17 protein-coding genes are annotated in these 23,823 nt (G+C 46.9%); 2 read left to right on the top strand and 15 right to left on the bottom strand.

From position 1 onward, the window contains the following. Nucleotides 1–2: 2 nt before the first annotated feature. The 8 genes from HW560_RS28870 to HW560_RS28905 all read right to left on the bottom strand — a co-directional run bounded on the left by HW560_RS28870 (nucleotide 3) and on the right by HW560_RS28905 (nucleotide 8,196). A complete protein-coding gene (locus HW560_RS28870) occupies nucleotides 3–1,199 on the bottom strand; it encodes a nucleotidyltransferase domain-containing protein (RefSeq protein WP_090895301.1) in 1,197 nt (398 codons plus the stop codon). Then, nucleotides 1,183–1,665, bottom strand: coding sequence for a lasso peptide biosynthesis B2 protein (locus tag HW560_RS28875; RefSeq protein WP_090895298.1), 483 nt, complete (start codon nucleotides 1,663–1,665; stop codon nucleotides 1,183–1,185). The genes HW560_RS28870 and HW560_RS28875 overlap by 17 nt, the downstream gene beginning before the upstream one ends. 4 nt (nucleotides 1,666–1,669) lie before the next feature. After that, nucleotides 1,670–1,969, bottom strand: a complete 300-nt coding sequence (locus HW560_RS28880; protein ID WP_090895296.1) for a lasso peptide biosynthesis PqqD family chaperone — start codon at nucleotides 1,967–1,969, stop codon at nucleotides 1,670–1,672. Further along, complete coding sequence (locus HW560_RS28885) at nucleotides 1,966–2,913, bottom strand: hypothetical protein (RefSeq protein WP_090895294.1); 948 nt, start codon at nucleotides 2,911–2,913, stop codon at nucleotides 1,966–1,968. The genes HW560_RS28880 and HW560_RS28885 overlap by 4 nt, the downstream gene beginning before the upstream one ends. Before the next feature lie 144 nt (nucleotides 2,914–3,057). After that, entirely contained in the window at nucleotides 3,058–3,192 is a 135-nt protein-coding gene (locus HW560_RS28890) for a paeninodin family lasso peptide (RefSeq protein WP_143067051.1), read from the bottom strand. An 82-nt stretch (nucleotides 3,193–3,274) separates the two neighbouring features. Further along, nucleotides 3,275–5,206, bottom strand: coding sequence for an asparagine synthase-related protein (locus HW560_RS28895; RefSeq protein ID WP_090895292.1), 1,932 nt, complete (start codon nucleotides 5,204–5,206; stop codon nucleotides 3,275–3,277). Then, nucleotides 5,203–6,471, bottom strand: a complete 1,269-nt coding sequence (locus HW560_RS28900; protein ID WP_179265298.1) for a sulfotransferase family protein — start codon at nucleotides 6,469–6,471, stop codon at nucleotides 5,203–5,205. Before HW560_RS28900 ends, HW560_RS28895 begins: the two co-directional genes overlap by 4 nt. 381 nt (nucleotides 6,472–6,852) lie before the next feature. Next, on the bottom strand, nucleotides 6,853–8,196 hold the full coding sequence (locus HW560_RS28905) for an MFS transporter (RefSeq protein WP_090895285.1): 1,344 nt from the start codon (nucleotides 8,194–8,196) through the stop codon (nucleotides 6,853–6,855). A gap of 265 nt (nucleotides 8,197–8,461) precedes the next feature. Between HW560_RS28905 and yhbH the strand changes: the two genes are divergently transcribed. Beyond that, nucleotides 8,462–9,628, top strand: coding sequence for a sporulation protein YhbH (gene yhbH / locus HW560_RS28910; RefSeq protein WP_179265299.1), 1,167 nt, complete (start codon nucleotides 8,462–8,464; stop codon nucleotides 9,626–9,628). After that, entirely contained in the window at nucleotides 9,625–11,064 is a 1,440-nt protein-coding gene (locus HW560_RS28915; RefSeq protein WP_090895280.1) for a SpoVR family protein, read from the top strand. Before yhbH ends, HW560_RS28915 begins: the two co-directional genes overlap by 4 nt. A 66-nt stretch (nucleotides 11,065–11,130) precedes the next feature. Here the strand turns inward: HW560_RS28915 and HW560_RS28920 are convergent, their stop codons facing one another. The 7 genes from HW560_RS28920 to HW560_RS28950 all read right to left on the bottom strand — a co-directional run bounded on the left by HW560_RS28920 (nucleotide 11,131) and on the right by HW560_RS28950 (nucleotide 23,596). After that, complete coding sequence (locus tag HW560_RS28920) at nucleotides 11,131–13,602, bottom strand: bifunctional diguanylate cyclase/phosphodiesterase (protein ID WP_179265300.1); 2,472 nt, start codon at nucleotides 13,600–13,602, stop codon at nucleotides 11,131–11,133. Between the two features lie 298 nt (nucleotides 13,603–13,900). Beyond that, the gene (locus HW560_RS28925; RefSeq protein WP_179265939.1) at nucleotides 13,901–15,562 is read right to left on the bottom strand and encodes an ABC transporter substrate-binding protein; all 1,662 of its coding nucleotides are present in this window, start codon (nucleotides 15,560–15,562) and stop codon (nucleotides 13,901–13,903) included. Between the two features lie 102 nt (nucleotides 15,563–15,664). After that, nucleotides 15,665–17,449, bottom strand: a complete 1,785-nt coding sequence (locus HW560_RS28930) for a sensor histidine kinase (RefSeq protein WP_306459222.1) — start codon at nucleotides 17,447–17,449, stop codon at nucleotides 15,665–15,667. 12 nt (nucleotides 17,450–17,461) lie between these two features. Continuing rightward, nucleotides 17,462–19,078, bottom strand: a complete 1,617-nt coding sequence (locus HW560_RS28935) for a response regulator (protein ID WP_179265301.1) — start codon at nucleotides 19,076–19,078, stop codon at nucleotides 17,462–17,464. A 237-nt stretch (nucleotides 19,079–19,315) separates the two neighbouring features. Further along, nucleotides 19,316–20,320 (bottom strand): LacI family DNA-binding transcriptional regulator, encoded by a 1,005-nt coding sequence (locus HW560_RS28940; RefSeq protein ID WP_090895271.1) that lies wholly within the window; start codon nucleotides 20,318–20,320, stop codon nucleotides 19,316–19,318. 129 nt (nucleotides 20,321–20,449) lie between these two features. Continuing rightward, nucleotides 20,450–21,454, bottom strand: a complete 1,005-nt coding sequence (locus tag HW560_RS28945; RefSeq protein WP_179265302.1) for a globin-coupled sensor protein — start codon at nucleotides 21,452–21,454, stop codon at nucleotides 20,450–20,452. 246 nt (nucleotides 21,455–21,700) lie between these two features. Continuing rightward, the gene (locus HW560_RS28950; protein ID WP_090895267.1) at nucleotides 21,701–23,596 is read right to left on the bottom strand and encodes a PrkA family serine protein kinase; all 1,896 of its coding nucleotides are present in this window, start codon (nucleotides 23,594–23,596) and stop codon (nucleotides 21,701–21,703) included. Nucleotides 23,597–23,823: the final 227 nt, after the last annotated feature.

Here is a 23,823-nt window from a genome sequence, read left to right on the forward strand (position 1 = left end):
CGTTATCCCCTCTCCGTCATCGTGTTCCTTTTGATTCGCCGCCAGAACCAGAGAAACGGACGTAACGGAAAATACAAAAAATGCAGTGAACGCGGAAGCGGTAGTTGGTCGACATCCCAGGTGCTCGGATACAAACGTTCGATGAAGAAAAACAGCTTCTGCCTTGTGCTTCGCAGAGCAAACAGATAAGAACGATAACTCTTTACATCTGCCGGACTCTCAATCATCTCATTCATGAACATTACGCCACGTCTGGCTAACTTCTCACCCGCACGTTCGTGGGAAGACAATAAGGCAAGATAATTGGCATCCAGAGGAGTGTCCATTAATACGGAAGCCAAATGAAGAGCTTGTGCACCGATAGATAATCTGCCTTCTGCTTTTAGGCGTCGCTCCACTTTTTTGACGTCCAGTGGCATATAGCGAATCATCTGGTCGATATCCAGTAACCAGCGCAGTCTGAACCATCCATGTCTTGCGCCGTGCGTCACCAAATATGCCCACAGATCTTCCCTTTCCAGCATACGGACAGGCGTCTGGGTGTAAGTGCTGAATCGACTGCGTTTCCACAGTAATTCAAAATCGGTTTCTCTTCCGGAATCCGGGTTAAGCCGCCAATGAATCTCCACTTGGGTTCTTTTCACCGGGTGTTTGTAACATATATGATGTTCCCGCCATTTCCAGCTGGCAACGGTTGGTGTTCTCTTACCTTCCTTCGATTCATAACCAAGTGATTCAAGGATCTCTTCAGCGGACTCCACGTCATTAAAAGGAATGAGAATATCCAGATCTTTCGATGTCCGCAACGAGATATCCCCGTATAGATCATGAGCCAGTGCAGGCCCTTTGAGCGTAATATTGCGAATGCCTCGTTCACGAAAAGCGCCACATACCTGCTCCATCTCGGCTGTCAGATGTAACATGCGGAACGTATTGGCTGTATATTGCTTTTTCAGGTTTTCCACTACAAAAGCGGGAATAAGCGCTAAGTCCAATTCTTTTATTTTCAAATAGAGAACAGAGTACAGTCGATGATGATGGGCGAGCCGCAAAAAGAGCTGCCAGTCCATACCCTTCGTTCGTATTTGGGCGTCCTCAGAGGTTATTGCTGTTAGATCGCCTTTAATCATGCTCAAAATCAGCTTAAGCTCCTGCGGAAAATCGGCTGTATATTGTTCCCACTCATGTATCGTAGACAATCTCCCCAGCTCCCTTCTCAGGACACCGCTTGCCAAACACGCCGACAACCGTATATTGGTCCATTGTATCTGCTCCGGTCACAATTAATTTCCCACTTCTCAGCCATGCATGAGCCATCATTTGGCCTTGTTCATTCCGTGCAGTACCCATATATAGAGTACTCTCGACTTTACGGCGTTCCAGCATTTTCATCGCTGCAATAGCCATCACCAGACAACGGCTTTCCCATAATGTGTATTTGCTGGCTACCAGTATGGCTTTGGAGATATTTCGTATCGTCTTCACTTCACTTCTTTGAAGTCCACTCATCGGCGTTTCGTACATTGGTGTACCCAAACCTGGAGCAATCTTGGCAAAGGGCATCGCCTTCAGGATTCGTGCCCATCCAAGATGGATGTAAGCCTCCCACACCAATCCACGAATTTCACGTGGCAACGAGAAATAAGCTTTTATTTTACGTAACATGGCTCTATTCTCCGCGGGTAACTTCAATTAAACCTTCTTGTGTCAGATGATCAAGAAATTGCACAACCTGATCTTGGCATAATGCTGGTTCAATATCATATTCAGAGGCTAACACCTCTACCAACGCAGCCAAAGTTTGTTCCTCACTCAGCAGATCCCAGATGCGTCCACCAGTGCTGCCCAGGTTATAGTACTTTCCGGTATGAATGCTCATCATGACTTTCTCTCCGCCCATGTCACTGACTAGGTTGCCTTCCTTTCGCATTACACGATCTTCGCCATTCATTGGTTTAGTTGTAGTCATTGTCCTGTATACACTCCTTTACGTACATGATCGATAATCCGGTCTGCCATCTCAAATGCAGTAAAATCAGGTCCTGATCTTGTGATTCTGAAGACTTCGATACTTGCGGACAAACGTGAAACCGTCGCAAATAGCCACTGCGCCAGACCTTGTCTGGAGACAAGCCCACTCCGGAAGGTATGAGAACAAAGCATATGCAAGCGTTCCAATCCGGCAACTTCCATCAGTTGAACGGGTATTTGTACTTCCTCCGGCTTTGGATCAAGCTCAAATACAGCAGCAAGCGGAACAGATCTATCATGAAAATAGTGCTGGACAGGAATCGCATATTTCGTAATCTCCGCATGCACGGTTGCATAATCCTGTTCCTTCATCCCGAATCCGTCCAGGCTGGGCTGCCACAACTTTTGCTGCGGATACCCGGGCGATACAATCGCTCTACCACCTGCATCCCACGTCAGTGCCACAACATCATCCGTCAAGAGCGGATAACCACGCGAAGCAAGTGCTGCGGACAATGTGGATTTGCCTGCACCGGAATGCCCAACAAATGCATACGCCCAGCCATCAATGACCACTGCACTTCCATGTAGAGGCAAAATGCTGCGTTGCATCATAATGACGGCCATACATGTGCCCAGAATAAATAATCGTACCTTTTTATTGTCAGCTCCCGGTTCAGGAGATACTATGATTCTATTTCCCTGTTCCATAAAAAAAAGACCGATATCCTCAATTCGAAAAAAAAGACTTCCATCCCGGGCAACAAAGTTGTCTCTCCCCACGTCCCACTCGTTCCAACGTGTTTTTAAATCAGCTACCTGGATGTATACATCAACAGTAGAGGTATCTAAATCTGCACCGCCTTGTACGATTTGGAGTTCGGGCAATGGAAATTGGCTCAGCCAACGCAAGCCATAAGCTTCATACTGCACAGGCAACAATGAATGACTCCTCCTTTGCAATTCTTCATGTAAATAAAAAAGCCCTTATATTCATCATGCTCAAATATAAGGGCGGAGGCGAAAAGATGGATTTGTTGCCTTTCCGCCCTTTAAGTATAATGGCACAGGTTAAAGCTTAATAACTTAGGAAGTAGACGGATCGTAAAGGTCAGCATCGTGAACAGTTACCCAGTCAATTTGTCTGTAACCTGTTCCCGCCATGGTTTGGTTCACTTCCAACACTTCCAGTGCTGGTGCTTGCCATTCTTTCTTTTGCATTTGCATTGTATTCACCTCCCTTCATGAGTCAACAGAATAGTGAACCTTTACTCCAGTTCATATCAATCATCCACTGGCAAGATCAAAAATTTTGTATGAATCGATATACGATCAGGCTATGCATCATCAAACGCAAGTCCGGGTGGGAAGCAAGCTCAGGCCGGGGATTAGGAAATTTGGACAGTGCCGATTGGATACGCTCTGTGTTCAATATGCCAGCGACCCGGCTGTCAGAACATAACACACGCAATTCGGCAGTAAAATCGCCCCAATTGGGAATCATGCGGTGCAACCAATCCGCGGGCTGAACACCGCGCACTCGCTGGTTTAACCTCACTTTGTCAGGCAGCTCAGGTGATGTAGCCCGCCGAATCAAAGCACGGTCTGTCCCTTGATTAACATATTGTTCAATCGGTACGGACAGACAGAAACGGATCACTCTGGCGTCACTCGTAGGATCACGCTCCCACGCCCGATAACGAAGAGAGCATTTGGTGGCGACAGCACCATTTTTGTTCGCAATGGCCAGGTTGTTGAATTTCTCTGCCCGTACTTTGAGTGCATCTGCCTGAGCACCGCCTTGCAGAACGATAATTGATTTGAGCCGTTCCAATACCCCTGTTCGCCTAGCAAACTCCGGATGGATTAATTGCACCGATGCGGCTTGGGCAGCTCCCTTTGCCATGGATTTGAATAATTCCGGATACGCTTTACGCCCCGTAATTTTGGCAATTCGTGAGAACTTCATCCCGGTGCGTTCACTGTACTGCTGCATTTCCCGGAGCCAACGGAACCAACGTCCGCTTTTCAGCAAACTGGCGTAATAATCTAGTGCTGGGCCCCAGGAGACCGTGAAGTTGCCCCGCGCTCCCGTCAATAGAATACCTGCATCCTGCTGGCTCGCTTTTTCATAGAAGCCACGAATCCAGAAGGAGTTCTCGAAGTATTTATAAGGCATTTCCATAATATCAAGCCAGGTGTCTACCTCACTAAGTGGGCTTCTCCCCTCAAAATCAAGATAATTCTCCGTGATATTACCAACATGATTAACCGTAGACTGGATAAACGGTCGTTCATCTGCTAGCAGTGTTTTCGATGTATAATCCGTAAAATCAGACACCGGAACATAGCTGTACGCATTTAACGTTTTCCCTTGACTCCGCAGTGTTCCTGATGCATATCCAACCACAGCCCCAGAATCCAGCCCTCCGCTTAAAGCAGCAGCCACCTGTCGATGCGTTCGCAAACGTGATCCAACAGCTTGACCAAATACCTCACGGAATGCTTCTATATATTCCCCGTCGGACTTGAGTTTTAGAGGCTCCACTTCGTCCCAACGATGGTATTGTTTTCGTTCCAGCCTTCCATCCCTGAAGCTGAGCGTATGAGCAGGGGGCAGTTGGCTCACTCCGCGATAGACGGTCGAATGGATATCTGCCGAGTCATGCATATCGGGAATGGCAAGAAATTCGGACAACCAGATTTCATCCAGTTCTTTATGTACACCTTCCAACTGCAGCAATGGATTCATTAAGGTACAGAAGGCAAACCGCTTACCATCATGCCGAAAATAAAAGGATCTCATGCCCGTAATATCTCTGGCAGCGAAGAGTCTGCGTTTGCGATCATCCCAGATTGCGAAGGCAAAATCACCGAGCAGCTTCTCGGCCATATGTTCATCCCACCGCTGATAGGCTCGCAGGATCAGTTCACTATCTGACAATCCAGCTAACTCCGCTCTCGATATGGACAGTTGATCTGCCAGCTGTTCCCGATTATCCAAAATGGCATCCGCTGTGATGGTCAGACCGCTCACTTCATCATACAAAGGCAAGTGCTCGCTGACCGATTCCGGGGTAATCCATTGGGCGTGGCAACTCAGAAAGGCTTCATTGCCTTTCCAGACCCCTGTTGTATCCGCTGGAACGTGGCCCAGACTGGCATATAGGCGCCAACTATCCTCCCATAACGCTTGCTGACCATCGGTATGAACAATTCCTGCTATAGCGCTCATGACTTTCCTCCCCGGAGTATCTTGCGCTGTGATGCCCAGGCGCTTATCTGGTTACCAAACGGAATCAAGGATTTGATACGCTGAATCTTGCTGTGAGCAGAGGCAAGCTGTACCTTCAATCGTTCCCGCTCATTGTACCCACGCTCCAGTCGATTATCGGCTGCACGCAGCGCGGCTTCCAACTGCCTGATCGTGGCCAGAGCGGCCAGTGTCGGGTCAGTCGCAGCCTGTTCATTCGCTGCTTGATTATCCCTGTTTCCATCTGGAGTATTGCTCGCTAGGTCTACAGGCTGCATCCGATAACCTTGCTGCCAGCTGCTGCCCGTTGCTTCGGAGAATTGACGCGTGAGCCTAGATATGACTTCCTCATCCGGGTCAGCTTCGTAACGTACACCCGTCCATTGCTCAGCTTCTTCGAGCTGTTCACTGTAGCCCATCCGATGAAACAGATCTGCGCCCATCACCCGGCAATACAATTCAACTTCCTGTGGATCGAGTATTTTTTTCCAGTTGTTAACAGAATCCTTATGAGCTTCCTGATGCGAAGATAGAAATGGATCGCCGACACCCATACTATAGAACATATTCGACTTTGTGCTATCCACAAAGCGTCCATATTGCTCTATCCCCTCTTCATATCCGATGCCAAGAAAAGCGCAGAGCTTTTCCATTTCGTCCCGAGGGTTGGAGACAAGTTGTTCGTACTGAACTTCATAGGCATTCACGTGTTTGTCCGCAAAATAATCATTCAAACGGAGCACACCCAGCGTGAGATCAACTGCTTTCATATTAAGGTTCGGACTCTGCAAGCTGCCAATCAGTTCGAACCCTTCTCCTGTATGGCGGTTTACCTTTTTGTAGGAAGCAGCTATGGCAAGGGGGTTACGCTGGAGATGAATGCGCTTGGACTGTGGAAACAGGCGATCAAGCCATTCCAGCATATAATAGTAACGAGGAGATTTATCTACGATGAAGTCTGCCCCGCTTCCCTCCAGAAATCCGTTATATATTTCAAGAGCAAAGCTTCTGCACGCCTTCTCAAAACCTTCGTCTGATACCATAGCGCTGTAAAACTGACGGATGATTGCACTTCCGCCATAGGGGCGGGAATCAGCCATCTTTAAATCTACAAGATTCATCAGAAACCACATCTCCTGTGTAGCAAATACACGGCTGTGATTTTGCAGCATCACGGTGGATAGCGAACTTCCACTGCGAGGTACACATAGGAGTAAGACAAGTCCGTTACCATGAACATCTACCAATGGCAGCCTCTCCTCTGTAAAATTAAAATAAGCATGACAGTTGGTATAGGTCTTTATATCAATACTCGCTAATATCCCCATACGAGAATAGGTAAAATGGATGATGTACTTTCGACAATCTTTAGATACGTTATGTATTCATGCCTTTACTCTATGATACAAAATGTATCATGTCAATCTTTTATTTTCACCTTTTCATAATATCTTTCTATCCACTCTATTCTGTTCTCTGTCGTTTAAGCACCTATACATATTCTATGATCGTCACCATTTGTAACTGTTGCATAAACAGGAAAAAGCTCCAGAGCAGTTTATGAATAAACAGGCCCACGGAGCTACTATTATTAATAATGAACATTAGTTATAAAAGTTAATAACCACTCATCCAGTTGATCTTGCCTCTGAGCCTTTCCCCGAAATGGGATGATGCTTCCAGCCCTGCTGCTCTTCTTCCTGATCTACCTGAATCGCATCCGACATGCCCTGCTGCACTTTAACCGTCAATAACACGGCAATCCCGGCTGCAAAAAAGAAAATTAGAGACAGAATTCCCCACCGGGTTGACCCTGTTAATTGGCCCACCCAACCAAATACGAACGGCCCAAAAATGGAAGAAAATTTGCCTGTAATATTCACAAATCCAAAATATTCTCCAGTTCTGCCAGCAGGCATCAAGTTACTGAACAAGGAGCGCGCTGTCGATTGACTTACTCCCTGCACTACGCCAACCAGGCCAGCGAGCAGATAAAAATGGATGGCTGATGTCATAAAATACCCCAAGATGACGATGCATATGTAAATGGACAAGCTTACCATCAACACCTGCTTCGCGCCCCAACGCTGTGCCCATGCCCCCAGCAGCAATGTGCAAGGGAACCCGATAAATTGGGTTAACAACAAGGCCAGCATTAGATCTGCTGTTCCGATCCCAATGCTTGTTCCATAGATCGTCGCCATCAGGATAATCGTGTTAATGCCGTCATTGAAAAACCAGAAAGCAACCAGCATGCGCATCAACTGGGGAAAACGCCGGATCTGGCGAAAGGTTTGGCCAAGTCTGCGTACACCCACACCGGCATATGCTTTCCATGACTTGGGCATATCCGGTGCTGCTGGACGGCGCGGCGCATGGCGAAATAACGGAATGGAGAACAACAGCCACCACAATGCAACGGAGATGAAAGCAAGTCTTGTTCCCGCAAGTGTACTTCCCATCCCAAACCACCCAGGCTGCTGAATCATCAGCATATTGACCGCAAGCAGCAATCCCCCACCAATATAACCATAGGCATAGCCTTTGGAGGAGACCATATCTCTTCGATCAGCTGATACCAGATCAGGCAGCATTGCATCATAGAACGTGTTACCACCCGCAAAACCGATCGTCGAAATAACCAGCAGTGCAGAAGCGAGCAGCCAGTCTCCCTCTCCAATGAAGCTGAATCCGAGTGTTGCAACGATGCCAATGATGGAGAATACTCGCAGAAAATCACCTTTACGTCCCGATAAATCCGCTAATGTCCCCAGCAAAGGAGTCAGCAGCGCTACACATAACATCCCGATGGAATGGGTGTATGCCAGATAGGATGCGGCGGTATCTGTATCCAGTGTAGCTGCAGCAACGGAAGCGTAGAAGACGGGAAGAACGGCTGCAAGTACCGTCGTCGCATAAGCCGAGTTGGCCCAATCATACATAATCCATGCCTTAACTGCCCGTTTATCCAAATGGTATCCTTCCTTTGCACACATCCCTCTCTGAGAGATGCCAAGTAAACACCTTGTCCCTATTGTAAAGGAAGTTCGTCACGCTTGTTCATCGTTTCTGTAAAAAAGTTCCGGACGATCTGTACAATTTTAGTTGATCCCGGAAGGGAAACTCGCGTAATTGTATCATTTTATCTACTCATGCATCACATATCGTCCCCGCCCGTGAATATACTTAATTACCGACAGGCCAAACTGTGCCGCGTAATCAATGGGGGGTGCCTACATGTCAAATTCACACCAGCCTTACTCGTTCGTCGTATCCCGGGAAGATTGGTCGCTTCACCGCAAAGGGTACCAGGACCAGCAACGCCATCAGCAAAAGGTTAAAGATGTCATCAAGCAGAATCTGCCTGATTTGATTACTGAAGAAAACATCATTATGTCCGACGGACAACAAATCATTAAGGTACCAATCCGCAGTCTGGATGAGTACCGTTTTGTGTATAACTACCAAAAGCAAAAACATGTGGGGCAGGGAGACGGTGATAGTCAGGTCGGGGATGTCATCGGTCGTGATCCCGCTTCGAAGAAGCCGGGCAAAGGTGAAAAGGCCGGAGATCAACCAGGGCATGATATTGTTGAAGCCGAGGTGAGCATCGAGGAATTGGAAGATATGCTTTTTGCGGAACTGGAGCTTCCGGATCTCAAGCAAAAAGACAAGGATCAGATTGAGACACATACAGTGGTATTCAACGATATTCGCAAAAAAGGCATGCAATCCAATATTGACAAGAAACGCACCATATTGGAGAACTTGCGCCGCAACGCCACTACCGGCAATCCGGGTATTCACCATATCAGTCCCGATGATCTGCGTTACAAGACGTGGGAAGATAAAATCATTCCACAGTCCAATGCAGTCATTATCGCCATGATGGACACTTCCGGGTCTATGGGCTCCTTTGAGAAATATTGCGCACGCAGCTTTTTCTTCTGGATGACCCGTTTCCTCCGCCGTCAGTATGAGAAGGTCGAGATTGTTTTCCTCGCCCATCATACCGAAGCCAAGGAAGTAACCGAGGAGGAATTCTTCACCCGCGGCGAAAGCGGAGGCACCATCTGCTCCTCTGTATATATGAAGGCACTGGAAATTATCGATAGCCGTTATCCGCCTTCCAGCTACAACATCTACCCTTTCCACTTCTCGGACGGGGATAACCTGACCTCGGATAACGAGCGGTGTGTCAAGCTGATTGGTGAGCTGATGAAGCGCAGCAACATGTTTGGCTATGGCGAGGTGAATCAGTACAACCGCAGCAGCACACTCATGTCCGCCTATCGTCATATCAAGATCGATCAGTTCATGTATTATGTGATCAAAGAAAAAGGCGAAGTGTACAAAGCTTTGCGCAGCTTTTTCCAGAAGCGGGAAGGAGGCATCGTAAGATGACAGATGAAATCCGCGACCTTGAATACGCCATTGCCGAGATTATGGAAGTAGCCGATGGATTCGGCCTGGATTATTATCCGATGCGTTATGAAATATGCCCTGCCGATATCATCTATACCTTTGGCGCGTATGGTATGCCGACCCGGTTCAGCCACTGGAGCTTCGGGAAGACTTTTCATAAAATGAAGATGCAATATGATTTTGGACTCAGTAAAATTTATGAGCTCGTCATCAATTCCAACCCTTGTTACGCCTTCCTGCTGGATGGTAACTCGCTGATCCAGAACAAGCTTATTGTCGCACACGTGCTGGCTCACTGCGATTTTTTCAAAAACAATGCTCGCTTCTCCAAGTCGAATCGCAATATGGTGGAGAGCATGGCAGCCACCGCTGACCGGATCAGCAACTATGAGATGGAATATGGTACAGAGGCCGTTGAAGCATTCATTGATGCCGTTATTGCGATTCAGGAACATGTCGATCCACAGTTGATCAAACCCCGTCATTTGGACAAACAACGTTATATGGAGATGAAAATGCGGGAGCAGCGTGGAGAGAAAACGCCACGGCCGGAAGGTCGCTATGATGACTTGTGGTCTCTTGATGATATCCAGACCGAGGAAACACCTGCGGAGGGAATACAGGTGCATCACTTCCCGCCAGAACCGGAAAAGGATATTATGTGGTTTATCCAGGAATTCTCTGAAGTGTTGACCGATTGGCAGCGGGATATTATGAGTATGATGCGTGAGGAAATGCTCTATTTCTGGCCGCAGATGGAAACGAAGATTATGAATGAAGGCTGGGCTTCCTACTGGCATCAACGTATTATACGGGAGCTGGATCTGAACAGTGAGGATACGATTGAATTTGCCAAACTGAACTCTTCCGTCGTGCAGCCATCCAAGCAAAGTTTGAATCCCTACTATTTAGGGCTGAAAATATTCGAAGATATTGAACGTCGCTGGGATAACCCTTCCCGGGAAGAAAGAGAACGTTTTGGGCGTCAACCTGGGCAGGGTCGTGCCAAAATGTTTGAGGTGCGCGAATTCGATTCTGATACCTCCTTTATCCGCAATTACATGACCAAACAATTAACCGAAGACCTCGACCTCTATGTATTCGAGAAAAAGGGCCCGGACTGGAAAATTACCGACAAGTCCTGGCAAAACATACGGGATCAGCTTGTATTTTCACGCATCAACGGTGGTTCTCCGTACCTCGTCGTTCAGGACGCCGATTACCTGCGCACAGGAGAACTCGTGCTCAAGCATCAATATGAGGGTATCGAGCTGGATCTGAAATATATGGAACGGACCCTTCCTTATCTGTACCGCCTTTGGGGGCGTACCGTTCATGTGGAAACACGGGTGGAAGATAAACCGATCTGGTTCACCTATGATGGCAAGAAGCACCACCGCAAGTTTTTAACCTAAGAATACAAAAAAAGCGGCAAGTCCCTGACATATGGCGGGGACTTGCCGCTTGGCATTTTAGTGAACTTAGAGAATCGACGGAGCTCCATGCAGCCGCAGCGGCACAAAAAAGTCATGCTCCACTTCGCTTGCTGGCAATGGACGGCTGAAATAATATCCCTGAATTTCGTGGCAATCATTTTGCATCAGAATATCCAGCTGCCCTTTCGTCTCAATCCCTTCCGCGATCACTTCCATCTTCAGATTCTGAGCCATCGATATGATCGTGGCCACAATGGCCTGGTCACTTCGGCTCTCCGTAATATCCGTCACGAACGAACGATCAATCTTCAGCTTATGAATTGGAAAATGCTTCAAATAACTCAGCGAGCTATATCCTGTTCCGAAATCATCCAGGCTGATTTTGACCCCAAGCGCTGTAAGTTCATTCAGAATACCTGTGGATACGGATGCATCCATCATCATGCTCTCTGTAATCTCCAATTCAAGATAGCGGGCATCGAGCCCCGTCTCCGTAAGTGCGTTTTTGACCTGCTCCACCAGGTTGGATTGATGAAACTGCTGACTCGACAAGTTCACGGATACCGGAATGAGCGGTCCGCCACTGGCATGCCAAAGCTTCATCTGTCTGCACGCTTCACGCAGTGTCCAGTTCCCGATCTCATAGATCAAGCCTGTCTCCTCAGCTAGTGGAATGAACACATTTGGAGACAGAACACCCTTGTCCGGATGATTCCAGCGAATCAAGGCCTCTACGCCAATCATACGGCTGTCTTCGGTACGTATCTGAGGTTGATAATACAGGACCAGTTCATCCCGTTCCAGTGCTTTGCGCAAATACCCTTCCAGTTCTATTCGTTCATACAGCTCCGAATCCAGTTGGGCCGTAAAAAACTGAAAACCGTTCTTGCCGTTTTTCTTGACTTCATACATGGCCGAATCCGCATGCTTCAACAACGCATCCGCTCCAGTTCCATGGTACGGATACATCGCGATCCCAATACTGGCTGTGACGTAAAAGTCGTTTTCTTTTAACCGATAAGGTAGCTGAATCGCTCGAACAATCCGTTCTGCCAGTTCGGCCACCCGTTCTTCATTCCCCTGCTCATTCGTAACAACCAGTGTGAATTCATCGCCCCCCATACGAGCAAGCATGACATTATCCGTCGCATTTGGGTCTGAATCCTGGATTGCACTCATAATTCTACTGCTCACTTCTCGAAGAAACACATCTCCAATGGAATGTCCCAGGGAGTCATTAATCATTTTGAAACGGTCGATATCCATCACCATAACCGCAAATGAACTTCCTGTTACCCCAGAAGCCGCGATCGTGCTCTCCAGCACATCATCCAGCTTGCGTCGATTGGGAAGCCCGGTCAGCGGATCATGCAGAGCCTGATGGCGGATGCTCTCCTGAGCCTGTTTCTCCTCGGTGACGTCTTTGATCAGAATGTGGCTTCCCTGATGTTTACCATCAATCAGAACAGGTACTACAGAGATACTTAGGTCAAGATGATTACCTTGAACGTTTTTCATTTTGCCCATGAAATGCTGCTGCTCACGGCTATCATCATCCCACACCACATGCTGCATTTCACTTGTCCAATAAATATCAATATGCTGTGAAATCTCATCAATAGAACGATGAATGATCTCTCTTTCCGGGTACCCTGTAATACGTGTGACTGCAGCATTAATTCCCTTGATAGCCCCTTGCTTATCTACCGAAATAATGGCATCTGAATGGTTTTCGTACAGGGCCTGATACCACTGTTCATTTTCATGAATCCGGCGATCCTTCTGAGATAGGCGCTGATTAATAAAGATTCCGAACAAGGTCAACCCCAAGGCAATAAAAGTACCCGCAGCGATCAGATAAGCGAGAAGTGAAGGTTCAATCTGCATCCCCGAACCAGCCATTGCATCATGTGCATGATGAAATTGTGCTGCTGACATCCCTGTATAATGCATGCCCGAGATGCCCAGCCCCATAATGAGTCCGCTGCCCAGCTTGTACACCCATGTATAACGTGACTGATGCTGCCGGAAGAAAAACATGAGCCACAAGGCAGCAAATGAAGCTAAAGCTGCGATCAGGATGGATAAGACCACTATGCCTGGTTCATATGTGATGGTAACCGACATGGCCGCCATTCCGATGTAATGCATACTGCTAATGCCTGCGGTCATGAGAACTCCTGCGATCAGGAGCCTACTTATTTTACCTGACTGCTGACCTGCAAGATTTAACGCCACACCAGATGCAATGATTGCAAGCAGAACGGATAGAAAGACCTCATCTGTGGAGTACGACACATGCATGGGAAGAACAAAGGCCAGCATGCCCACAAAATGCATGGACCAAATTCCCAAACCCATAGAGACTGCGCCGCAGGTAAGCCAGACATTTCGGGACATGCCTTTAGCCAGACTTACCCGGCCCGCAAGGTCAAGCGCTGCATAAGAAGCCAACGCTGCAATAATGTAAGATAAAATAACCAGTTCTAAGTTGTACGTTCCATGTAGGTGATCCACTCACTTTGTCCTTTCAACCGGGAAATGCCTTGTATGTATGCAAAATGTAAAAAAAAGCGAGTGCGCTGTCTGGATGACAGGCACTCCCTCCACATCATTTGTCTGGAGACCACCGACTTGTTATAAAGCCAAAGTCATACATCTTTAACCCGTTAATATGATGTATATAGTCTAAACGTCCCAGGCTTGAAAATCAACACTTTTTTCCAGATAAAACGAATGTTTAAAATCCCCAAATTCCCATTCACTATGCACCTTGGAGGCGTTTATATCCCCCTTCATCCTTTCCTCGAATACCTTATTCGCCTTGAACCAGTTTCGCCTTCTTGCGAACTTCGTTGGTCATCGTCTGCTCATAGCCCTTCACATCGAGCTTATTGAATTCTTCCACATATTCATCCCAGACCTTGTTAAACTCAGTTGGACTGGAGAGGACCAGTTTAGGCATATATTTCTTTTGTAAATCCGTACGTTTCTGCCCATAGATATGGGCTGGGGAACCTTGATCAAAAGCAATGCTCCAAGCCGGGTACCATGGACGTTCATCCGGCGCAGCAAACAGTTGGGAGAACGTCTCTACACCATACTTTTCCAGAATAAGCTTATCTCCATCCGTATAAGAGAATTGGGCAACTTCGGGCTGACGCTCTACACCGACAGAATTACCGTCAGGCAGCGTCGATCCATTACCGTAACGCGGCCAGCTGTACTCAAAATATTTGAATCCGAATGATTGTCGGAACTCATCTGAGTCCGTTTTCCGGATCATTTCTGGTGAGCGCGTAAACCGCCCCTTGTCATCCACTTCGTAGGTTTCTCCTTCGATCCCCCAATTGGACAGAATCTGATTCTCATCCGTTAACAGGTTATCGAAGAATTGAATGATACGGACCGGATCTTCCGCGCTTACGGTAATGCCAACCCCCCTGTTATTAACAAAGCTTGGTGGATCAGTATACTGATCCTTGGTGTTTGCGTTGTATACAATAGGCAGTGCCATATAACGCAAATCGTCGTTGCCCGCTTCCTTCAAATCGTTCATTTCCTGCCCGACCTGCCAGGCATAATCAAAGAATCCAAGCACTTTTCCACTGGTCACTTTCGCAAGATACTGGTCATAGTTGTCGACAAAGGAGGACTTATCGAACAGCCCCAATGAATTCATTTCATTCAGCTTCTGCATCCAGCGTTTGGTCTCTTCGGTCATCCCATAATCCCTGGCTTCCTGTGTCTGCGTATCCACCATAATGGCTCCATCATTCGGATAACCTGCAAGATGCATGGCCGGGTTAGTGATCGTAAAAAATTTATCATCATACGTCAATGACAGAAATCCAGTCAATCCTTCATCGTTGTGTTTGTCAGCGTATTGTTTAATCAGAGCCATGTATTCATCCAGTGTAGTGATCTTTGGATATCCAGCCTCCTTCAATACACGCCGCTGTATCCAGAAGGCCCCTTGATCCACATTGGGATTAGGCAGATAGTCTCCAACTACAGCGCTCATTGGCAGAAAATAAATGTTGCCGTCTTCCTCTTTCATCAGATTGTAGTACGGCTCATACACCCGTTTAATGTTCGGGCCATACTGATCAATCAGATCGTTGAGAGGAATAAATGCACCGGCAGCCACGATTTTGTCAATAGCCCCGTCAGGCACCATCACATCCGGGTATTTATTACTCGCAATCATCGTTCCGATTTTGGTATTAATATCACCCACAAGGTATTCAATTTTGAAATTAACCCCCGTTTGTTCCTCCAGCTTTTTACCGATTGTGGTTTCATTTGTATTGATATCCTTGCCTGAACCCGCTTTAAAATACGAGAATGTTACTTTCTCTGTGCTTACTTTGCCGTCTCCCCGTGCTCCGGCTTCCGGTTTAATCTCACTTCCTCCCCAGGAACAAGCCGTCACCATGGTTAAAGCTAATACTGCCGGCAGCCAGCGCTTCAGCATGTGATTAACCAATATGAACGCACCCTCCTTCTCCCTCCACTAATGTAAGCACTTTCATTATAAGGTGGATGACGAACTTTGTTTACCGGATAAACTATAGGTTTATGCCTTAGAATGTATAATGCATTGGCCATTTGATGAATCTTCAAGGGGTAACCCAATTTCCACACGTGTGCCTGCCCTAGCTGCACTATCGATCTGAATATGGAACCGGCTATCGTAGATCAGCTTCAGACGATAGATGACATTCTGTACACCTACGCGATCACCCATTGAGTCTTCCGTTTCCACGTAAGAGAGTAGCTGATTTCTTTTGTCCTCTGTCATACCCGCCCCGGAATCCTCCACCACACAGATCAGTTCTGTACCGGTTCGCCGAATACAAAGCCGAATTTCCCCACCTTCCTTCAGTGGTTCGATACCATGAATGCTGGCATTTTCAACAAAAGGTAACAATGTCATCTTGGGAATGGAACAATCCGCTGCCTCCGGGTCCAGATCAATTGTATAATTCAGCTTGTGACCGAAACGATATTTCTGGATTTCAAGAAAGCAGGTTACATATTCCAATTCTTCCCTTATGCTGACTTTATCCCGATTCCAGGTTAGGGCATTCCGAAAAATTTTAGCCATATGATAAATAATTCGTGCCGTCTCATCTTCATCTTTCATGAGACTTCGCATGCGGATGGTCTCTAGCGCGTTAAACAAAAAATGCGGATTAATCTGGCTCTGCAATGCGTTTAATTGGGCATGCCGCCGCTGTAACTCCAAATTTTTATGTTGAATGTCTGCTACATAGACGTCGTTAATCAAACGATGGATCGTCATCGTCATGCGATTGAATTCGGCTGTCAGCTGCCCAATCTCGTCCGATGATTCCGGCTGTCTGATCGGTTCAAATCGCTGATGCTTCACTTTTTCCATGTGTTTCAGTATTCGTGCCAGCCTCACGTGGATTGTGCGTGTCATCCAGATAATGATCCAGGTCGGCAGAATCAGATTAATACAGGCCAGTACAACGACGAGGTGACTGGGTTTGCCCAATTCCTTGTAAATCTCGGATTCATCGAACACCCCATTGATGTTCCATCCCTCCATTTCACCGGACAACGGATAAGCCATTTCGAACTCTTTCTTACTTTGTTGTTCCATGACCTCACTATAATTCACGAGTTGACTGGTCCATGGGATACCCGAATCCGTCGAGTAGTCTATTTGTCCAGCCGGATTAATCAGATAGAGGTTGCCCTGTACGTTAAGATTGGTGAAAATCTGGCGAATCGTCGACGGCTTCAGATCCAGTCGTACAAACTTTTCCTTCCACCCGGGCAGAGCTTCATAATAGTTGAGTTTACGTAAAATGCTGAACGTCTGCCGGTTCCCTTCAGGACCGGATCTCATCAGAAGGGGGGCGGAATGTTCACTGTTTGCCAGCAGCCTGTATGGCTCGGACTGTCGAACCTCCTCGGTCAGAAACTCAACTCCCCCGGAAGGCAGTACACTTTTGTTATCCACATATATCGTCAAGCCTTGGAGGGAGCGGTAGCCGGAGTAGTAGGTATTCAGGATTTTGCGAAGATAAGAATCGTAGGCTTCGATATACTGAACCGGATTGGTGTAATTCACATCCAGCATGTCATTTAATATACTGTCTGTATAAAAGCTTGAGGAAAAATCGGCCGCATTGCGAATCTCCCCCATAAATTGACTGCGAATCTGTTCCATTCCTTTGGAGAGATCGGCCATTCGCTGGGATTTTACGTTCGCTATAGTTACCTGATAGAAAATAACATTGGTGAGAATAACGGGTACGAGTACAAAGAAGAGGTATAAAATCAGCATTTTATCCCGTAGCCGAATATTATTAAAAAAGTTGAGCTTCACGCTTTCATCTCCCTATCCTTCATCCATGATGCGATTTCGATATTCTGTAGGAGCGCATGATTCCGTTTTCTCAAATTGAGTTGCAAAATAATCACTGCTTCCGAACCCAACCCTCTCGGCGATTTCATATACTCGCATATCCGTCTGACGCAGCAGCTTCTTGGCTTCCTCCATCCGCAGCTGAAGCAGGAAGTCGTTAAAATACACACCATACACCTTGCGGAAGCGTTGCCCCAAATAGACTGGATTCATGTAAAACTCGGAGGCAATACTTCTCAAACTGATATTGCTTCTGTAGTTGGCTTCAATATAATTTTTGATTTTGGTCATGGCACCCCTGTGATTGTACTGACGCTGTTCTGCCAACTTCCGCGCTGAATCCAGCATGAACACCGTCAACAGCTGCCTGGCCTCAGCCAATGTTCCTCGCTCCGCTTGCCAAGCCAGTATTGGTTTGAACGACGGTATCTCTTTCACATTCGCCTCAGCCGACTTCAGAATCGATAGTACAGCCGAGATGAGTTGATGGATTGCCGACGTCACTGCAACAGGAGCGTAATTGGCAGTTCTCATGCCGGTGAACCATTCACCTACTGCATGCTCCAACGCCTTAACACGTTGTTCCTCCATAAGTGTCAGGAGCTCCTGCTCCTTTTCATGATCGGTATGCACCCACTGTACAGGCTCATGCTGCATGTCATCATACAGGACGATCCCGCTCTTCTCTGAAATAAATTTATAGGAAATAGCATTAAGTGCGGTCTGATAGGCATGTCCAATGAGTAAAGGTTCATAACAAACCTTACCGATATATATGCTTACAAAGTCATGGCTCGTTTCGGCGAAGCAGGATTGCATTTGTGCGGCAATCACATGAAGATTCATTGAATAGGGACGTAGATGTTCCGCAGTTAACAGAACTCCGATACGTCCGCCGTGCTCTTTTACATGCAGATATGCGCGATTTGGATACATCTTTTCAAGAACAGACTGCACAATCCGGCCAAAATTTTCTCCCTTCCCGGCTTCCACGCTCTCCTCTTGAGCATTATCCGAAACCCGGAAATGTGGCGTGTTATTCTCAAACAGCAGATATGCCAGCGGATCGTCAGCACGGGTACCCGTCAGTTCAATCCACTGTTCAACCGTTTCCAAATCCGATTCGCCATAAAGAAACTGATTAAGTAATCTGACGTATTCCTGCTCACGTCGGGTTTGTTCAGCATGCTTGCGCCGATTCAACTCCTCCGCCAGCTTGTGTAAAGTACCCTCCAGTTCAATCTCATCAATTGGCTTCAAAATATAATCCTGTACTCCGTACCTCACAGCCTGCTGGGCGTAAGCAAAATCATTATATCCGCTCACGATGATAAAATACGGCTGTTTGCCCTTGGTTAGAACCTGCCCATCAGGCTCAACCGTACGCCGGATCAATTCCAGTCCATCCGTCTCCGGCATGCGTATATCCGTAATGACAACGTCAGGCTGCAGCTCTTCGATCCGGGTACAAGCCTCATCCCCATCATTCGCCTCTCCAACCACTTCAAAGCCGCATGCTTCCCAGCGGATCAGTTTTCGAAGTCCTTTGCGTGCGTATACTTCATCATCAACCAGCAGTACACGATGCATGCCCATCACCCTTCCGATTGAATTACAATTGCAGTGTCCATATATTCATCGGCAAAAAAAGAAAGCGATTACATAAAATTTTGTATTATTCTGCCTTTATTGTTAAGGTCTGTACTGCAAAAAGTCAACAGCTTTTCCTGCCAGCTATTCACAATAACTTCTGATATCCGTTATTTCTTAAAATGAAATAGCATACCAAAAAAGCACAACCGATAGGCTGTGCTGGTTTGAAGACCTTTACGCTTGCACAGGTGCAGTCGTTTGGCGAATCACCAGATTGGATGGCTCCGTAACGACTGGAGGAGTGTATGCAGGATTCTCAATCATGGCGATCAGATATTCAATGGACTTGATCCCAATGGAATGAATATTTTGATTAATCGTGGTCAAGCCCGGTTTGAACACTTCCGCATAGTACGTGTTATCAAATCCGACAACAGATATATCTTCCGGCACCCGTAAACCATGCTTCTCAATTTCGTGGATTGCTCCAAAGGCAGACATGTCTGAAGCACAGACAATCCCCGTAGGCTGGTCCTTCAATGCAAGCAACCGGCGAGCTGCCTTACTGCCACCATCGAAAGAATAGTCACAGACCTCCAGATAAACCGTTGAATATGGAATGCCGCAGACTCGCAAGCCTTCCCGATATCCATCCAGTCGAAGATTCGCTACAGCAGGCCCAAGTGTACCTGAAATATAAGCAATTTTCTGGTGCCCCAGTTCATGCAAATGCTTCACACTCATGGCAATGGCATTGGCATTGTCCGTCGTTATGTATCCTGCCCGCTTGCCAAACAAGTCGGTGTCAATAAACATCGTCGGAATCTCCGCAGTAACCAATTCCTGAATACTCTTGTTCTCTCTTCCTTCCCCGAATACAACAACGCCATCCACATTTCGGCTGCGGCAATGTTTAATAAAGGAGTATGTTGGATCATCAAAACGTGTAGATAAGCGAACAAGATCGTATCCGCTGTTCTCCAGTGCTGTTTTGATTCCTTCCAGCAGTTCCGATACAAACGGATTGGTAAAAGGCACCGTCAACAATACACCTACCGTCCAGGAACGGCGTTTTACAAGTCCACGTGCAACAACATTCGGTTGATATTTTAATAGTTCGATGGCTATATTGACTTTTTTGCGAGTTTTGTCACTTACATCGGGATAATCGTTCAGCACTTTGGAAACGGTTGCAACAGATACGCCCGCCTCTTTGGCCACATCATGGATAGAAGCCACCTGATCACCTCAACCTCTTTCAAATCCCCTGTCTCCGGCTGCATTCACTATAACATCGGCAGGTTTGTCTACCCATTATAGCTTAAAACAGCCAGAAACGGTATCACAGCTTCCGGCCGATATTACCGCCTATTCTTGATGATCCAATTTCCTTAGATCAAGTGCCAGTTTCTCCATAGTGGTAGCAAAAACCGCAAGCTCTTCTGAACGGGATGCCTGACGCCTTGCTCCCGAAGCCATGTGCTCCGACTCCTGTTGAACACTGCCCAGCTTCTTCATGATCTGTGCCAGATTCGACTGGATTTTGCCTTGGGCCTCACGGGAACTAGCCGCAAGCTTGCGAACCTCACTGGCAACCACCTCAAATCCCCGGCCAAATTCTCCTGCATGTGCAGCTTCAATGGCGGCATTCAGGCCTACGAGATGACTCTGATCCGAGATTTCACGAATGATCTCACCCATTTTGCCAATCTGATGAATTTCCTTCGTCAGCTCTTCCAATAATCCATTTGCCTGATCCTGAGAGGCAGCCGTTTCCCTGGCCACATCCGAGATCGCCTTAGCATTTTCATTCAATTCACTAATCATGCCCGTCAACTGCTGGGTAATCTGCGTGATTGCCAGCAACGTATGCTGCTGATCTTCAGCGAGTTGATTTAGTTTTTCCTTTTCCTTCTTCTCGTAAGCCTCCAATACAAGCTGTGAATCGAGGTTGAACATTTTACTAAGGGCCTGGATGATCAGATGCCAATGTTCAGGAATGACTTGCTGAAATATGCTTGTGGCAATATCGAGGTAAACCATATATGTACCCAGATAATAATCTTCGGACAAACCAATACGGGAATGGACGAGTCCAATCGCAATGCGCTGTTCAATGTATGCATCATCAACTACACCATCGGTCATGGATAACCAGTATTGCTTTTGCGTTTCCTTCAAACGGTCGATGGAGGAGAAGCGGGCAATCAGATCGACCAAATTCGGATAATTTCCCACATGATTGTAGAAGTGGTCCACCACCTCGTCAACGACTTTCTCAAAAGCAGGTCGATGATCAGCAAGCAATTGCAGATCTCCGGCGGTCAATCCAATATAATCAAGTTGTTGTTGTCTTGCTATAGCAATACTCATACCTAGTTCTGTCAGCTCCTTAATAACCACAAAAAATAATAAATTGTAAATATCTGTTTACCGATTATAGACTAAATGACCTAATTTTACATATACCATTAGAACTAATTTGTCATGAAATTGACCTTCTTTGTCAGTTTATTAGTCCTTAATATGCATCTAACGATATAAAAAGGCCCCTGACCCTGCTGTGAAGGAGCCTCACAGCAGGCGTCAGGAGCCTGATCCGGAATGGTTCGTTGCAGATTAGCGATTCAATAGACTGCCCACATAACGGAGCAGTTCATTCGCGCTGGCTGCGGTATAGCCATGTTCTTCGATCAACCGTTTAATTACTTCGTTCATTCGTTTTAGCTGCGTTGCATCTGGTGTCTTGGTTGAAGTAGTAATCTTCACAATATCCTTCAAGTCAGCGAACAATTTCTTTTCAATCGCTTCACGCAAACGATCATGACTGCTGTATTCGAACTTCCGTTCCTTGCGGGAATAAGCCGAGATGCGGATCAATATCTCTTCCCTGAACGCCTTTTTGGCATTCTCGGAAATACCGATCTGCTCCTCAATTGAACGCATCAAGCGCTCATCCGGGTCCATCTCCTCATCCGTCAATGGATCACGAATTTTGGACCAGTTGCAGAATGCCTCGATATTATCGAGGTAATTTTCGAACAGTGTTCTGGCCGACTCTTCAAACGAGTAGACAAATGCTTTCTGCACTTCCTTCTTCGCCAGCTCATCATACTCTTTCCGAGCCAACGCAATAAAATTCAGATAACGCTCGCGTTCCTCTTTTGAAATCGAAGCATGTTGATCCAAACCATCCTTGATCGCCCGGAGAATATCCAACGCGTTAATGCACTGAAGGTTTTGCTTAATCAAAGCACTGGATATCCGGTTGATGACATAACGCGGATCAATGCCCGACATGCCTTCATCCAAATATTCATTTTGCATCTCACGCAGATCGGCTTCTTTGTACCCTTCAACTTCTTCACCGTCATACATCCGCATTTTTTTGACCAGATCCATGCCTTGTTTCTTCGTTTCTTTCAAGCGGGTAAGTATGGAGAAAATGGCTGCAGTCCGCAAGGCATGCGGTGCAATATGGACATGCTTCATATCACTTTGCTGAATGAGCTTGCCGTAAATCTTCTCTTCCTCGGAGACCTTCAGGTTGTAGGGAATCGGCATGACGATCATCCGGGATTGCAAGGCTTCATTCTTTTTGTTGGAAATAAATGATTTGTACTCGGATTCATTCGTATGCGCCACAATCATTTCATCCGCACTGATCAAGGCAAATCGGCCTGCTTTAAAATTACCTTCCTGCGTCAGCGATAACAGGTTCCACAGAAACTTCTCATCACATTTCAGCATCTCCTGAAATTCCATCAATCCACGGTTGGCCTTGTTCAATTCGCCGTCAAAACGATAGGCGCGCGGATCGGATTCGGAGCCGAATTCGGTTATGGTTGAGAAGTCGATACTTCCCGTCAGATCGGCAATATCCTGGGATTTCGGATCAGATGGGCTGAATGTTCCGATTCCCACCCGGTTATCCTCGGAAATAATGACCCGTTCTACCCTCACCTTGCTGATATCACCGCCATATTCGGTCCGAAGACGCATCTGGCAGGATGGGCAAAGATTGCCCTCAATGCGGACACCGATCTCCTTTTCCACTTCGGGACGAAGCTCCAGCGGAATCAGATGCAGGGGCTCCTCATGCATTGGGCATCCTTCAATGGCGTATACAGCACCCTTCTCTGTACGGGAAAATTGCTCAAGGCCACGTTTCAGCAGCGTTACCAGTGTGGATTTACCTCCACTGACCGGACCCATAAGCAGCAGAATCCGTTTACGAACATCCAGACGGCGCGCTGCCGAGTGGAAATATTCTTCCACCAGCTTTTCAATGGACCGATCCAGCCCAAAAATCTCCTGTTCAAAAAACTTGTACCGTTTGTGCCCCCCAACTTCTTCCACGCCAAATGATTCAATCATCTGGTACACTCGTGCGTGAGCCGTCATTGCCGGAGTCGGGTCCTCTCTCAGCAGTGCAATATAATCTTCAAATGTCCCGTTCCATGATAAACGGTCACTTTCTGCCCGATGTTCCGCAACGCGTTCAAAAATATTCATGCTTGGTACCTCCCATGGCTCCTTTAGTGTGATTGTCAACCATTCCGAATGGTATGAAGAAATCAATAGAATTACGGCTTGTGCTTGAATACCAATCTTGCGGTCCGGATTAGTCCCGCCACCCTCTGTCCAAACATCATGTATTGTTGTGAAAAGTGTATTACATACCTATGCGGCAAATCGGATAAGTTGACCTCTTTTTTTTCAATCCGTAGGTCTTAATTTGA

Origin of the sequence: Paenibacillus sp. E222 (assembly GCF_013401555.1) — a bacterium.
Taxonomy (GTDB): domain Bacteria; phylum Bacillota; class Bacilli; order Paenibacillales; family Paenibacillaceae; genus Paenibacillus.

Bases quoted from the DNA above. Each gene is read 5' to 3' on its own strand.
- HW560_RS28875 (WP_090895298.1), bottom strand. From the start codon at position 1,665: ATGTTACGTAAAATAAAAGCTTATTTCTCGTTGCCACGTGAAATTCGT.
- HW560_RS28880 (WP_090895296.1), bottom strand. From the start codon at position 1,969: ATGACTACAACTAAACCAATGAATGGCGAAGATCGTGTAATGCGAAAG.
- HW560_RS28890 (WP_143067051.1), bottom strand. From the start codon at position 3,192: ATGCAAAAGAAAGAATGGCAAGCACCAGCACTGGAAGTGTTGGAAGTG.
- HW560_RS28895 (WP_090895292.1), bottom strand. From the start codon at position 5,206: ATGAGCGCTATAGCAGGAATTGTTCATACCGATGGTCAGCAAGCGTTA.
- yhbH (WP_179265299.1), top strand. From the start codon at position 8,462: ATGTCAAATTCACACCAGCCTTACTCGTTCGTCGTATCCCGGGAAGAT.
- HW560_RS28915 (WP_090895280.1), top strand. From the start codon at position 9,625: ATGACAGATGAAATCCGCGACCTTGAATACGCCATTGCCGAGATTATG.
- HW560_RS28925 (WP_179265939.1), bottom strand. From the start codon at position 15,562: ATGCTGAAGCGCTGGCTGCCGGCAGTATTAGCTTTAACCATGGTGACG.
- HW560_RS28935 (WP_179265301.1), bottom strand. From the start codon at position 19,078: ATGCATCGTGTACTGCTGGTTGATGATGAAGTATACGCACGCAAAGGA.
- HW560_RS28945 (WP_179265302.1), bottom strand. From the start codon at position 21,454: ATGAGTATTGCTATAGCAAGACAACAACAACTTGATTATATTGGATTG.
- HW560_RS28950 (WP_090895267.1), bottom strand. From the start codon at position 23,596: ATGAATATTTTTGAACGCGTTGCGGAACATCGGGCAGAAAGTGACCGT.